Below are 14,272 nucleotides of genomic sequence, written 5' to 3' on the forward strand. Positions count from 1 at the left end.
GAAGTCTTGCACGACAGACAGGTCAACCTCGTCTCGAGTGCTGGGGTCTCGACAGGAAGACTCGTCGGGGAATACTCCGGAACGGACTACACGGTCCGCGTTCGCCACGGGAGTACCATCTCGGAGCACAAGGCGTGGAATCTTTTCGAGGCATTGGTAAAAGTTCGAAACGACCTCGAACTGGAAGGCTTCAAACCTGCCGTTGAGGGCGCCTGCAGGGATGTTTATCCCAGCCGAATGGGATTGGACATGGGAGGCGGCAGAAGGGCTTACCGCTGGCCGCTCGCCGACCAGCCGACGACAGTCGGAATCTTCGATGAAGTGCCGATCTCGCAGTTCAACCGACTCGCCTACGTGGATGAACAGAGAGAGTCCGTGCGAAAGCTGAAGGGTCTCGAATAATGAGCGAACCGGGAGCAACCTCTCCACAAATCACGGAAGCGATGCGTACTCAAGCGGCGGAGCATCCCGGATCCTGGGTCTACGCGATCGACCCGTTCGTCGATCCGGCCGGCCGTGTCCCCCCGTACGCGATCATCGGCGCCTGGAAGGTAGACGGCCGGGGTGAAATCACCGACCACTTCAAGAGCAATCCGAATTACCGGCCTTCGCCACGCAGCGCGGGAATGAGCGAGCCGACAGACCCGGTGGACTCGGCGATTCAACGCGCTGCCACGGGATACGGGATTGAGGCCGAAGTCGTTGCGGCGCTCGCGAGATCCACCGTCTTCCTTGTTCCCGGAGCGATCTCCGAGGCGGCGGCCCGCTCGGCGGGAGAACACGGGGTCACCCTCGCGGTCTTCAGCGACACACGTCATGCCCCGAACACCGTTCCGGAGTTGCAGACAGCGGATGCGCATCTCCTCGTGACCACCCTCCCAACCGGCACCGTCCTGAAGGTAAATCCAGGAAGTTCTGCCTCCGTGGAGATCCCGCTGGAAGATCTACAGGCGCGACTTGGCCCCCCGAACGGCCTGCACCATTGATCCGAAACAGTTCAGGTTCCGGGTCGTCTCGGTGGTGCTGACCGGAGTCACGGCGGCCCACCCCTCAGCGGCGGGTGTTGCGGGGCTGGAGCGGGGTGCCGGTCGTGGCGTCGAGGAGGAGGCGGTCGCCCAGGGGGCGGGTGAGGGTGACCGGGACGGTCTGCTCCAGCATCACGAGGGGGCAGGCGGCGTCCGGCCGTACGTCCTCGCGGGGCAGGATCCGTCCGGCCAGGACCACCGTCGCGGCGCCCTCCAGTACGTCCACGGCGACTCCGGCGTCGCAGGCCCCGTGCCCGGCGGTGACCTCGAAGGAGGTCGCGCCGGGCGCGGCGGCCGTATGCGCGAACAGCGGGGCCGTGCCCTCGTCGAAGGTGCCCTTGGGGGCGACCGGCGCCGTCGGGAGCTCCTGGGGGCGGATCGCGAGCCGGGTGAGCGGGGTGTCGTAGCCCTCGACGGTGAACAGCCAGGCGGGCACTTCGGCGGGGCCGCGGCTGGTGCGGGTGGTTGCGGCGCCGAAGCGGACGGCGGTGACGGTGAGCGGGCGCTCCTGTCCCGGGGCCATGGCGAACTCCTCGTAGGCCTCGCGGGCGCCCATCAGCCTCAGGGTCAGTTCGCCGCCGCCGGACCAGCGGACGGGCGTGGCGGGCGGTGCGGCGGAGGGCAGTTCGGCCCTCAGGGTGAAGTTCCCGGAGAGGTAGGCGGCCTTGTCCTCGCCGGAGCGGAAGCCCCCGGGCGGCTGCCAGTCCTGGGGGTCCAGGGGGTGGTAGCCGGAGCGCCACTGGTGCAGGGCCTCCGAGCCCTCCCAGGCCTCGGCCACCTGCTTCCTGCGCGCCAGGGTGTCGGCCGGGGCGATCCGCACCGGGTCGGTCGCGCATCCGGCCAGCAGGGCCGCCGGCGCGAGCAGCGCGGCAAGGGCCGCGACGGGCCCGCGCCGCCCCACCCGTACGCGCGCCACCCGCAGTCGACCCGCCGGTGCCACCTCTGCCCGTACGGCCTCTGCCCCTGGCCGCCCTGCCTGTCCGCGCGCTCTCGACACCGCCATCACGACTCCCCCTCGGGCCCGTCCGGTCAGGTTCCGGGCGTGGGACGCGGGCGGCCCGGCGGCGGTTCCCGTCCCCTGGGCCCTAGCCCTGCGCCGGCCGGTCCAGCCCCTGCGCGATGCGGCGCATGCCCTCGGTGAACTCCTCGGCGGTCGCGGCGGTCGCGGGGTCGAACAGCCACTGGATCATCAGGCCGTTGAGGAGGGCCTGGTAGACGGTGCCCAGCGTGCGCTCGTCGCGTTCGTCGAGCTGGTCCTCCGGGGTCCCGGTCAGCATCGAGATCAGCCCCCTGCGCCCTTCGGCCTGCGAGGCCGCGAGCATCGTCCGCAGCTCGGGCCGCTGATCGCGGCTCAGTGCGACCTCCAGGCTGGCCGCCCAGACGGGGGCGGACGCCTCGTGCTGGTCCAGGACCCCCTCCCACACGGAGCGGAACCGTTCCAGCGAGCCCGGCTCCCCCTTGAGGCTCGCCTGGAAGACGTCGCCCCACTCCTCCATCAGAGCGATGAAGGCCTGTGTGAGCAGGGCGTCCTTGGAGCCGTAGTGGTAGCCGATGGACGCCAGGTTCGTACCCGACGCACTGACGATGTCGCGCGCCGTGGTGCGCACGAACCCCTTCTCGGCCAGGCACTTCTTGGCGCCTTCGAGCAGATCTTCACGATGTCCCATGCCGCCACGGTAGCAAGACAGCCGTCCCAGACAGAGGTCCAACACACACGTACAAAACACTCGTCTCATACGAACGTCATAGACAAACGTTTATGACGGCTGTACATTCCTGCTCATGACGAACCCCGCCACCACGGCACCCCTCGCCGGCCGCCGCGAATGGATCGCCTTCACGGTCCTCGTGCTGCCCCTGCTCCTGGTCTCGATGGACGTCTCCGTCCTCTACTTCGCCATCCCGGCCATCACCCGGGAGCTGGACCCGAGCGCCACCCAGCAGCTCTGGATCTTCGACAGCTACGCCTTCGCCCTCTCCGGGCTGCTGATCACGATGGGCTCGCTCGGCGACCGGATCGGCCGCCGCAAGCTGCTGCTGATCGGCGCGACCGCCTTCGGCCTCGCCTCCGTCGGCGCCGGCTACGCCACCAGCGCCGAGATGCTGATCGCGGCCCGTGTGCTGCTGGGCATCGGCGGCGCCACCCTGATGCCGTCCACGCTGGCCCTCGTACGGAACCTCTTCCAGGACGCCAAGCAGCGCGGCAAGGCCATCGCGATCTGGTCCGGGGCCATGACCGGCGGCATCGCCCTCGGGTCGGTGCTGAGCGGTGTGATGCTGAACCACTTCTCCTGGGGCTCGGTCTTCCTGATCAACGTGCCCGCGATGCTGCTCCTGCTGGTCCTGGTCCCCGTGCTGGTCCCGGAGTTCAAGGACCCGGCCCCCGGCCGCTTCGACCTGCTGAGCGTGCCGCTGTCCATGGCCGCCGTACTGCCCGTGGTCTACGGGCTCAAGGAGATCGCCGTCGAGGGCTTCGAGCCGCTCTCCCTGGGCTGCCTCGCCGCCGGGCTGGCCTTCGGGTACCTCTTCGTCCGCCGCCAGCGCACCCGTGAGGACGCCATGGTCGGCCGGGCGCTGTTCCAGGGACGCGGATTCGCGGCGGGCATCGGCCTCAACACCGTCGCCGCCTTCGCCATGATGGGCTCGGCCTACTTCACCACCCAGTACCTGCAGTCCGTGCTCGGCATGGGCACCCTGGAGGCCGCCCTGTGGAGCCTGGCGCCCTCGGTCGTCATCGGCGCCGCCGCGCCGGTCTCCGCCGTCCTGGCGCAGAAGGTGGACCGGGCCTACGTCATCTCCGGCGGGTTCGCCCTCGCCGCCGCCGGGTTCGCCCTGGTCGCCCTGGTGGGCACCGACTCCCTGTGGCTGCTGCTGACCGGCGCCGGGGTGCTCGCCTCCGGGATCGTGACCGTGATGTCCCTGGTCTCCGACATGGCGCTGGGCTCGGCCCCCGCCGAGAAGGCCGGCTCGGCCGCCTCCCTGCTGGAGACGGGCCAGGAGTTCGGCGGCGCGCTCGGCATGGCCCTGCTGGGCAGCCTCGGCACCGCCGTCTACCGCGGCGACATGGCCGGTGCGGCACCCGCCGCCCGGGAGACCCTGGGCGGGGCGGTCGCCACCGCCGGGCAGCTGGGCGGCGAGGCGGGCGGGCAGCTGCTGGCCCTGGCCCGGGAGGCCTTCGTGCACGGGATGCAGTACGCGGCCTGGGGCGGCGCGGCGCTGCTCCTCGGGGCGGCCGTGGCGGCCGGCGCCCTGCTGCGCGGGACCCCCGCTCCCGCCGGGGCGCGCACCGGACCGGCCGAGGCCCTGGCGACGTCGGCGCACTGAGCCCCGTGGCGGACGGGGTACGGCGAAGGGCCCGGGGTGTCCACCCCGGGCCCTCGCGCGCGTATCGGGGCGGTGCTCAGCCCAGGTTGACCGTACGGGCCGAAGCGGCGCCGATCTCGGTCGAGATGGCCGCGAGGACGTCGACCGGGACCTCGGCGTCGACGGTGAGGACGACCAGCGCCTCGCCGCCCTCCTCGGCGCGGGCGACCTGCATGCCCGCGATGTTCAGGCCGGCTTCGCCGAGCAGCTGCCCGACCTTGCCGACGACGCCCGGGCGGTCGGTGTAGCGCAGCACGATCATGTGGTCGGCCAGGGCCAGGTCCACGTCGTACGCGCCCACGCCCACGATCTTCTGGAGGTGCTTCGGGCCCGCCAGGGTGCCGGAGACCGACACTTCCTGACCGTCCGACAGGGTGCCGCGGACGGTCACCACGTTGCGGTGGTCCGGGGACTCCGAGCTGGTGGTCAGGCGCACCTCGACGCCGCGCTCCTGCGCGAACAGCGGGGCGTTGACGTAGGAGACCGTCTCGTCGACGACGTCCTCGAAGACACCCTTGAGCGCGGAGAGTTCGAGCACCTTGACGTCGTGCTGGGTGATCTCACCGCAGACCTCGACGTCGAGACGGACCGCGACCTCGCCCGCGAGGGCAGTGAAGATGCGGCCGAGCTTCTCGGCGAGCGGCAGGCCCGGGCGTACGTCCTCGGCGATGACGCCGCCCTGGACGTTGACCGCGTCCGGCACGAGCTCACCGGCGAGCGCCAGGCGCACCGACTTGGCGACCGAGATGCCGGCCTTCTCCTGGGCCTCGTCCGTGGACGCGCCGAGGTGCGGGGTGCAGACGACCTGGTCGAGCTCGAAGAGCGGGGAGTCCGTGCAGGGCTCCTTCGCGTACACGTCGAGGCCGGCGCCGGCGACGCGGCCCTCCTTGATGGCCGCGTACAGCGCGGTCTCGTCCACGATCCCGCCGCGCGCGGCGTTGACGATGCGGACGGACGGCTTGACCTTGTGCAGGGCCTCGTCCCCGATGAGACCGAGGGTCTCGGGGGTCTTGGGGAGGTGCACGGTGATGAAGTCGGCGACCTCGAGGAGCTCGTCCAGCGTCAGCATCTTGACGCCCATCTGGGCGGCGCGCGCGGGCTGCACGTAGGGGTCGTACGCGACGATCTTCATGCCGAAGGCCGACATGCGCTGCGCGACCAGGACGCCGATGCGGCCGAGGCCGACGACGCCGAGGGTCTTCTCGCTGAGCTCGACGCCCGTGTACTTGTTCCGCTTCCACTCGCCGTTCTTCAGGGCGGTGTTGGCCTGCGGGATGTTGCGGGCCGTGGCGACGAGCAGGCCGCAGGCGAGCTCGGCGGCGGTCACGATGTTGGAGGTCGGGGCGTTCACGACCATCACGCCGGCCTTGGTGGCGGAGGAGACGTCGACGTTGTCGAGGCCGACACCGGCTCGGGCGACGACCTTGAGCTTCTTGGCGGCGGCGATCGCCTCGGCGTCCACCTTGGTGGCGGAGCGGACGAGGATGGCGTCCACGTCGACGATCGCGGGCAGCAGCTCGGCGCGGTCGGCGCCGTTGACGTGCCGGATCTCGAAGTCCGGACCGAGTGCGTCCACCGTGGCGGGCGACAGCTCTTCGGCGATGAGTACGACAGGTTTCGAGCTCACGTGGGTCCTCACAAGTCCAGTGCGGACGGCCGTCCCGACGGCCGCAGGCGGTGGAGGGGGTAGCCGCGTGGAAGACGCACGACACTGTGGGCCTGACGCGTTGTGTTCAGCAGTGTAGTGGCGGATCCGGAACGGAATTCCGCCTGTACGGAAGGATCACCCGTCCGAGATTGGCCGGGGTGGACAATCCGAGCTACGGGAGGTCTACATTCCGTCGGTCTCCCGCACGGGCGGTGCGCGGCAGGGCCGGGACGGTGCGTCCCGGCCCCGCCGCGTACTGATCAGCTCTCGTCGTTGTCGACCCAGCTCATCAGCTTGCGCAGCTTCTTGCCGGTGGTCTCGAGCAGGTGCTCGGAGTCCGCCTTCTTGTACTCGTTGTACTTGGGCAGACCGGCCTTGTACTCGGCCATCCAGTCCTCGGCGAACTTGCCGCTCTGGATCTCGGCCAGGACCTTCTTCATCTCGGCCTTGGTGGCGTCGGTGATGACGCGCGGGCCGGTGATGTAGTCGCCCCACTCGGCGGTCTCGGAGACCGACCAGCGCATCTTCTCCAGGCCGCCCTCGTACATGAGGTCCACGATGAGCTTCAGCTCGTGCAGGCACTCGAAGTACGCGATCTCCGGCTGGTAGCCGGCCTCGGTCAGGGTCTCGAAACCGGCCTTGACCAGGGCGGAGGCGCCACCGCAGAGGACGGCCTGCTCACCGAACAGGTCGGTCTCGGTCTCCTCGGTGAAGGTGGTCTTGATGACGCCGGCGCGGGTGCCGCCGATGCCGGCCGCGTACGACAGCGCCAGGGCGAACGCGCCACCGGTGAAGTCCTGCTCGACGGCGGCGATGCAGGGCACGCCGCGGCCTTCCTCGTACTGGCGGCGGACCAGGTGGCCCGGGCCCTTCGGGGCGACCAGGGCGACGTCCACGTTGGCCGGGGGCTTGATGAAGCCGTAGCGGACGTTGAAGCCGTGACCGAAGAAGAGCGCGTCGCCCTCCTTGAGGTGGTCCTTGATGGACTCCTCGTAGATCTCGGCCTGGAGCGGGTCCGGCGTCAGGATCATGATGACGTTCGCCCACTCGGCGGCCTCCGAGACGGAGACGACCTTCAGACCCTGCTCCTCGGCCTTGGCCTTGGACTTCGAGCCCTCCTTCAGGCCGACGACGACGTCGACGCCGGAGTCACGGAGCGACAGCGCGTGGGCGTGGCCCTGGCTGCCGTAACCGATGACCGCGACCTTCTTGGCCTGGATGATGGACAGGTCGGCGTCGTTCTCGTAGAACAGCTCGGCCACTGGGATATCTCCTTGGTGCGCTGGTGTTGCTCCCACCGTACGGCGGGGAACGGAATCTGAGTTTCTCGGTCTCGCCATGCGAGCCGGCGTGTCAGGCGCCGCGTGGGTCGCGTGCGTCGGCGTGCCGGTCGCCGTGTGTCAGGCGCCGCGTTGGATCAGGCGCCGCGTCTCGTCAGGCGCTGCGGTCGAGCGAGCGCAGGCTGCGGTCCGTGATGGACCGTCCGCCACGCCCTATGGCGATCGTGCCGGACTGCACGAGCTCCTTGATGCCGAAGGGCTCCAGCATCTTGAGCATGGCGCCCAGCTTGTCGGTGCCGCCGGTGGCCTCGATGGTGACGGCCTCCGGGGAGACGTCGACCGTCTTGGCGCGGAACAGCTGGACGATCTCGACGATCTGCGAGCGCGTCTCGTTGTCGGCGCGGACCTTCACGAGGACGAGCTCGCGCTCGATCGCGTTGTGCGGCTCCAGCTCGACGATCTTGAGCACGTTGACCAGCTTGTTGAGCTGCTTGGTCACCTGCTCCAGCGGGAGGTCCTCGACATTCACGACGATGGTGATGCGGGAGATGTCGGGGTGCTCGGTGACGCCGACCGCGAGGGAGTCGATGTTGAACCCGCGGCGGGAGAACAGCGCGGCGATCCGGGCGAGGATGCCGGGCGTGTTCTCGACCAGGACGGAGAGCGTGTGCTTGGACATGTGAGTCGTTCTCTCTCTCAGGCTCTCTCGGCTCAGTCGTCTTCGTTGTCGCCGAAGTCGGGGCGGACGCCCCGGGCTGCCATGACCTCGTCGTTGGAGGTGCCGGCGGCGACCATCGGCCACACCATGGCGTCCTCGTGGACGATGAAGTCGATCACGACCGGGCGGTCGTTGATCGCGTTGGCCTCGGCGATGACCTTGTCCAGGTCGGCCGGGTCCTCGCAGCGCAGGGCGACGCAGCCCATGGCCTCGGACAGTTTGACGAAGTCCGGGACGCGGGTGCCCTTGCGGGGGGCGATCGACTCGCCGAGCTGCGAGCCCACGGTGTCGTGGCCGGTCTCGTCCGCGTGCAGCACGGTGTTGGAGTACCGCTGGTTGTAGAAGAGGGTCTGCCACTGGCGGACCATGCCCAGCGCGCCGTTGTTGATGATCGCGACCTTGATCGGGATGTTGTTCAGCGCGCAGGTGACCAGTTCCTGATTGGTCATCTGGAAGCAGCCGTCACCGTCGATCGCCCAGACGGTGCGCTCCGGCATGCCGACCTTGGCGCCCATCGCGGCGGGGACCGCGTAGCCCATGGTTCCGGCGCCGCCGGAGTTCAGCCAGGTGCGGGGCTCCTCGTACTTGACGAAGTGGGAGGCCCACATCTGGTGCTGGCCGACACCCGCCGCGAAGATCGTGCTCTTCGGCGCGAGCGCGCCGATCCGCTCGATGACGTGCTGCGGGGAGAGGCTGCCGTCCTCGGGCAGGTCGTAGCCCAGCGGGTACGTGTCGCGCCAGCGGTTGAGGTCGTTCCACCAGGCGGTGTAGTCGCCCGCGTTGCCCTCGGTGTGCTCGGCCTGGACGGCCTGGATCAGGTCGGCGATGACCTCGCGGGCGTCGCCCACGATCGGGACGTCGACCTCGCGGTTCTTGCCGATCTCGGCGGGGTCGATGTCCGCGTGGATGATCTTCGCGAAGGGCGCGAAGCTGTCCAGCTTGCCGGTGACGCGGTCGTCGAAGCGGGTGCCGAGCGCGATCAGCAGGTCGGACTTCTGGAGCGCGGTGACGCCGGTGACCGAGCCGTGCATGCCGGGCATGCCGACGTGCAGCGGGTGGCTGTCGGGGAAGGAGCCCAGGGCCATCAGGGTGGTGCAGACCGGGACGCCGGTCAGCTCGGCGAGGACCTTCAGCTCGGCCGTGGCGCCGGACTTCATGACGCCGCCGCCGACGTACAGGACCGGGCGCTTGGCCTGGCAGATGAGCTTCGCGGCCTCGCGGATCTGCTTGGCGTGCGGCTTGGTGACGGGCCGGTAGCCGGGCAGGTCCATGGACGGCGGCCAGGAGAAGGTGGTCTTCGCCTGGAGGGCGTCCTTGGCGATGTCGACCAGGACCGGGCCCGGGCGGCCGCTGGCCGCGATGTGGAAGGCCTCGGCGATGGTCCGCGGGATGTCCGCGGCCTTGGTGACGAGGAAGTTGTGCTTGGTGATCGGCATCGTGATGCCGACGATGTCCGCCTCCTGGAAGGCGTCCGTACCGATCGCCTTGGAGGAGACCTGGCCCGTGATCGCGACGAGGGGGACGGAGTCCATGTGCGCGTCGGCGATGGGGGTGACCAGGTTGGTGGCGCCCGGGCCGGAGGTGGCCATGCAGACGCCGACCTTGCCGGTGGCCTGCGCGTAGCCGGTGGCGGCGTGGCCGGCGCCCTGCTCGTGGCGGACCAGGATGTGACGGACCTTCTTGCTGTCCATCATCGGGTCGTACGCCGGGAGGATGGCGCCGCCCGGGATACCGAAGACGGTGTCGCACCCCACCTCTTCGAGAGAGCGGATGAGGGACTGCGCACCCGTGACGTGCTCAACTGCGGTGGGCTGGTGTCCACCCGTACGGGGCCGCGGCTGCGGATGGTGGGCCCCGGTGGCCTGCTCGGTCATCGGCATTCTCTTCTCGAAGCTGAGGGTTTTACGAGGAGCGGGGATCCCCCGGATCAGAGCCGGGGACGTGTGCCAGTGCAACAAAAAACCCCCCGTGCCTGGTGGCAAGCGAGGGGAGCGCGTCGGTAGCGTTGAGCGGGGACATGCTGGTCCCAGCTTCAGCCGACGCGCTTTCCAAGTACGAGAATTCGGGTGCGCATGGCATTGACCCTCCCTCCGGCGGGAGGTGGATGTCAAGCGGGTGGGACGGGCGTCTCATTATTTGAGCCTCTACGGATGACCATCGAGCCGCCGGACGCGCCTCCTGCCAAGGCGGGCAGGGCTGAACCGCCCGGTACAGGGAACGTACCTCTCACGAGCGCGCGCCGCAGCCTGTATTCGTCGAGCGGACCGGAAAACGCCATTCCCTGGCCGTGGGTGCACCCCATCGCGCGCAGCGCCATCACCTGTTCGGGCAGGTCCACGCCGTCCGCCACGGACTGCATGCCCAGGTCGTTTGCGATCCGCAACAATCCTGCGGTGATCTTGTGCAGGCGGGCGGACTCGACCACGCCCTCCACCAGCCCCCGGTCGAGCTTGAGCAGGTCCACCGGGAGGCGGCGGAGGGCGCTGATGGCCGCGTAGCCGCTGCCGAAGCCGTCCAGGGCGATCCGTACGCCGAGCCGGTGCAGGGCCGTCAGGCGGCGCTCCAGCTCGTCGAAGGGCACTCTGGGGTCGGAGGCGGCGAGTTCCAGGACCAGTGCACCGGACGGCAGCCCGTGCCGGGCCAGCAGGGACTCCACGGACCCGCGCGGCATGGAGCGGTCCAGCAGCCGCTGGGCGGTCATCCGTACGGCCACTGGTACGTCGTGCCCGGCGCGGTGCCGCTCGGCGGCCTGCTCGACGGCCTCCTCCAGCAGCCAACGGCCCAGCTCGGCGGCGCGCGAGGCATCCGGCCCGCCCGCGCCGCCCGCGCTGCGCTCGGCCACCCGCAGGAACTCGGCCGGGGTGAAGAGGATCCCCTGCGTGGAGCGCCAGCGGGCCTGGGCGGCGACGGCCGTGACCTCCCCGGTGACCAGCGAGACCACGGGCTGGTGCAGCAGGGCGAACTCGCCGTCGTGCAGCGCGGTGCGCAGCCGCCCGGCGATCTCGGCCTTGCGTACGACCTCGGCCTGCATCTGGGGGGCGTACAGCTCGACGCGGTCCTTGCCGCCGGCCTTGGCCCGGTACATCGCGAGATCCGCGTTGCGCATCAGGTCCGAAGGGGTGATGCCGGGCTCTGCGAAGGCCACTCCGATGCTGGCGGCGACCCGGACCTCGCTCCCGGCGATCCGGTAGGGCTGGGAGAGGGTGGTGCGCAGCCGGTCGGCGATCTCGTGCACCTGGTACTCGCGGGCGCTGCGGTCACGGCTGCCGTCGCCCAGGATCAGGGCGGCGAACTCGTCCCCGCCGAGCCGGGCGGCGGTGTCCCCGGCCCGGACGGCGTCCTGGAGGCGGCGGGCGGCCTCGATGAGCAGTTCGTCGCCGGCCTGGTGCCCGATGGTGTCGTTGACGGCCTTGAAGCCGTCGAGGTCGATGAAGAGCACGGCGGTGCTGTGGTCCCCGGCCCGGCGGCCGGTCAGGGCCTGGCGGACACGGCGGGTGAAGAGCGCCCGGTTGGGCAGGTCGGTCAGCGGGTCGTGCTCGGCACTGTGCTGGAGCTGGGCCTGCAGGCGCACGCGCTCGGTGACGTCGCGGCTGTTGAGGATGAGCCCGCCCTGGTGGCGGTTGACGGTGGACTCGACGTTGAGCCATTCGCCGCCGCCCGACTTGAACCGGCACTCGATGCGGGTGGTGGGCTCCTCGGCGGGCGGGGCGGCCAGGAAGCGGCGCACCTCGTGGACCACGCGGCCGAGGTCGTCGGGGTGGATGAGGGTGGCCAGCTCGGTGCCGACCAGCTCCTCGGCCTCGCGGCCGTAGACCCCGGCGGCGGCGGGGCTGACGTAGCGCAGGGTGCCGGTGGGCGCGGCGATCATGATGACGTCGCTGGAGCCCTGGACCAGGGAGCGGAAGTGGTTCTCCTTCTGGGCCAGTTCCTGGGTCAGGGCGATGTTGTCGAGGAGCATGATGCCCTGCCGGATGACGAGGGCGAGGACGACGGTGCAGCCGGTGAAGACCACCATCCGGTCGACCTTCCGGCCGTCCACCACGTTGTACAGGATGCCGAGGGTGCAGACGGCTGCGGCGAGGTACGGGGTGAGGGCGGGCAGCGAGCCGGTGATGGGGCGGCTGTGCGGCCGGTCGGCGCGCGGGGGCGCGGGCCGCCCCTGGGACTCGGCGCGGCGGGCGCCCCAGGGCGCGTAGGCGAGGAGCAGTGAGCCCGCGAACCAGCCGGCGTCGAGGATCTCACCCGAACGGTAGGTGGTGTTCAGCAGCGGGGAGGTGAAGAGCGCGTCGCTCAGGACGGTCAGCGCGAGGGCCGCGATGGCGGTGTTGACGGCCGAGCGGTTGTTCGCGGAGCGGCGGAAGTGCAGCACCAGGACCATCGAGACCAGCGCGATGTCGAGGAGCGGGTACGCGAGCGAGAGCGCGGCGCGCGGGACGCTGCCGGGGGCGCCCGACTGGGCGGTGCGGGCGGCGTTGGCGAGGGCCAGGCTCCAGGAGAGGGTCAGCAGCGAACCGCCGATGAGCCAGGAGTCGAGTCCGAGGCAGACCCAGCCGGCCCGGGTGATCGGGCGTTTGGCGAGGACGAGCAGGCCCACGATCGCGGCGGGCGCGAAGCAGAGGAAGGCGAAGTCGGCGAGCGAGGGCTCCGGTACGTCCTGGCCGAGGATGACCTCGTACCAGCCCCAGACGGCGTTCCCGAGGGCGCCCATGAGCGAGGAGAACGCGAACATCAGCCAGGCGGGACGCTCACGCCGGTCGATCGTGCGGGCGTAGTGATAGCAGGAGACCGCGGCCAGTAAGCCGGCCGTGCTGAGCCCGAAATCGCCCATGATCTTGGCGACTTCCTCGGACCCCCAGCCGAGGGCGGCGCCGACGGCGTACCCGCCGCTCACCACCGCCAGGAGGAGCTGCGCCGCGAGACCCTTGCCGCCGCCGGAGACCGGCGGCCGGGTCAGGAGCGCCGCCCCCGGGGCGCTCACCGGTCCCCCTCGCCGGCTTGTTCCAGAGCAAGGCGGTCTCGACAGCGTCGCCTCCGGCGGCTCTGCCGCATCGGATCCTTCGTCCATTGGCCGTGCATCGCCCGTCGCCCCCCAAAGTGTCCGATCACTCCCCAGCGCCAGACGTACGTGGCGCAGCCCCTTCTTCCGGACGATACACCACTTTCGTCACTCAGCGACATAGCTTCTCTACGCTCCGTCACCACCAGGGGAGTTGTGGGCACGGCCCGCGCACGCGCCGTCGCGCAGCGTGCGCGCCCCCGCCTCAGCCGGTGACCAGCACGGTGTTCTCCACCGGCTCCCCGGCGGCGAACCGGGTGAGCTGGCGGGCCACCAGACGCTTGGCCCGGGGCTCGAACGCCGAGCTGCTGCCGCCCACATGAGGCGTGATCAGGACATTCGGAGCATGCCAGAGCGGGTGGCCCGCGGGCAGCGGTTCGGGGTCCGTGACGTCCAGTGCGGCGTGCAGTCGGCCCGATTCCAGCTCGGACAGCAGGGACTTGGTGTCGACGACGGGGCCGCGCGAGACGTTCACGAGGAGGGCTCCGTCCTTCATCCGGCCGAGGAAGGCGGCGCCCGCCAGGCCCCGGGTGTCCTCGGTCAGCGGGGTGCACAGGATCACCACGTCCGCGTCCGGGAGGAGGCGGGGCAGGTCGGCGAGGGCGTGCACGGGCCCGTGGGGGGCGGTGCGCGCGGAGCGGGCGACGCGGGTGACGGGCCCGCACTCGAAGGGCAGGAGCCGGTCCTCGACGGCCGCGCCGATCGATCCGTAGCCGACGATGAGGACGGAGCGGTCGGCGAGGGCCTCGTAGAAGCCACCGTGCCACTCCTCGCGGTCCTGGCCGCGCACCATGCCGGGGATGCCGCGCAGGGAGGCGAGGGTCAGGGTGAGGGCGAGCTCGGCGGTGCTGGCCTCGTGGACCCCGCGGGCGTTGCAGAGCCGCACGCCGGCGGGCAGGTCGGCGAGGCCGCCGAGGATGTTGTCGATGCCGGCGGTGAGGGTCTGCACGACCTGGAGGGCCGGCATCCGCGGGAACGGGCGCAGGGTCACGGCCTGGGACTTCATGTACGGGGTGACGTAGAAGACGCAGTCGGCCGGATCGGCCGGGAAGGTGTCCTCGCCGTCCCAGTGGCGGTAGCTGAGGGAATCGGGGAGCCCGTCGATCTCGTCGGCGGGGAAGGGGAGCCAGACGTCCCCGGTCGTTGCGGTCATGATCGCGAGGCTATGCGAAGGGAACTGGA

Annotated in this window: 11 protein-coding genes; 3 read left to right on the top strand and 8 right to left on the bottom strand. The window is 70.5% G+C overall.

Going from position 1 to position 14,272, the window contains the following annotated elements:
• The first annotated feature begins 6 nt into the window (after nt 1-6).
• Both OOK31_RS09775 and OOK31_RS09780 read left to right on the top strand, forming a co-directional pair.
• Nucleotides 7-402 (top strand): hypothetical protein, encoded by a 396-nt coding sequence (locus tag OOK31_RS09775; RefSeq protein WP_267012038.1) that lies wholly within the window; start codon nt 7-9, stop codon nt 400-402.
• Nucleotides 402-986: a type VII secretion system-associated protein gene (locus tag OOK31_RS09780; RefSeq protein WP_267012039.1), complete on the top strand. Its 585-nt coding sequence runs from the start codon at nt 402-404 to the stop codon at nt 984-986. The genes OOK31_RS09775 and OOK31_RS09780 overlap by 1 nt, the downstream gene beginning before the upstream one ends.
• Before the next feature lie 64 nt (nt 987-1,050).
• Here OOK31_RS09780 and OOK31_RS09785 read toward each other — a convergent pair whose 3' ends face one another.
• Together OOK31_RS09785 and OOK31_RS09790 are read right to left on the bottom strand one after the other, a co-directional pair.
• A complete protein-coding gene (locus OOK31_RS09785) occupies nt 1,051-1,941 on the bottom strand; it encodes a hypothetical protein (RefSeq protein WP_267012040.1) in 891 nt (296 codons plus the stop codon).
• Nucleotides 1,942-2,110: 169 nt separating this feature from the next.
• Complete coding sequence (locus OOK31_RS09790; RefSeq protein ID WP_267012041.1) at nt 2,111-2,692, bottom strand: TetR/AcrR family transcriptional regulator; 582 nt, start codon at nt 2,690-2,692, stop codon at nt 2,111-2,113.
• A 115-nt stretch (nt 2,693-2,807) separates the two neighbouring features.
• Here OOK31_RS09790 and OOK31_RS09795 point away from each other — a divergent pair, with 115 nt between their 5' ends.
• Complete coding sequence (locus OOK31_RS09795) at nt 2,808-4,349, top strand: MFS transporter (protein ID WP_267012042.1); 1,542 nt, start codon at nt 2,808-2,810, stop codon at nt 4,347-4,349.
• A gap of 76 nt (nt 4,350-4,425) precedes the next feature.
• Here the strand turns inward: OOK31_RS09795 and serA are convergent, their stop codons facing one another.
• The 6 genes from serA to OOK31_RS09825 all read right to left on the bottom strand — a co-directional run bounded on the left by serA (nt 4,426) and on the right by OOK31_RS09825 (nt 14,243).
• Nucleotides 4,426-6,015: a phosphoglycerate dehydrogenase gene (serA, locus tag OOK31_RS09800; protein WP_267012043.1), complete on the bottom strand. Its 1,590-nt coding sequence runs from the start codon at nt 6,013-6,015 to the stop codon at nt 4,426-4,428.
• Between the two features lie 281 nt (nt 6,016-6,296).
• A complete protein-coding gene (ilvC, locus tag OOK31_RS09805) occupies nt 6,297-7,298 on the bottom strand; it encodes a ketol-acid reductoisomerase (protein ID WP_267012044.1) in 1,002 nt (333 codons plus the stop codon).
• 172 nt (nt 7,299-7,470) lie between these two features.
• Nucleotides 7,471-7,995: an acetolactate synthase small subunit gene (gene ilvN, locus OOK31_RS09810; RefSeq protein WP_030236168.1), complete on the bottom strand. Its 525-nt coding sequence runs from the start codon at nt 7,993-7,995 to the stop codon at nt 7,471-7,473.
• Nucleotides 7,996-8,027: 32 nt separating this feature from the next.
• The gene (locus OOK31_RS09815) at nt 8,028-9,914 is read right to left on the bottom strand and encodes an acetolactate synthase large subunit (RefSeq protein WP_267012045.1); all 1,887 of its coding nucleotides are present in this window, start codon (nt 9,912-9,914) and stop codon (nt 8,028-8,030) included.
• A gap of 227 nt (nt 9,915-10,141) precedes the next feature.
• On the bottom strand, nt 10,142-13,012 hold the full coding sequence (locus tag OOK31_RS09820) for a bifunctional diguanylate cyclase/phosphodiesterase (RefSeq protein WP_267012046.1): 2,871 nt from the start codon (nt 13,010-13,012) through the stop codon (nt 10,142-10,144).
• A gap of 283 nt (nt 13,013-13,295) precedes the next feature.
• Nucleotides 13,296-14,243 carry a 2-hydroxyacid dehydrogenase gene (locus OOK31_RS09825; RefSeq protein ID WP_267012047.1) on the bottom strand — a complete coding sequence of 316 codons (948 nt, stop codon included), beginning with the start codon at nt 14,241-14,243 and terminating at the stop codon, nt 13,296-13,298.
• Nucleotides 14,244-14,272: the final 29 nt, after the last annotated feature.

Source organism: Streptomyces sp. NBC_00249 (assembly GCF_026342355.1).
Lineage (GTDB): Bacteria > Actinomycetota > Actinomycetes > Streptomycetales > Streptomycetaceae > Streptomyces.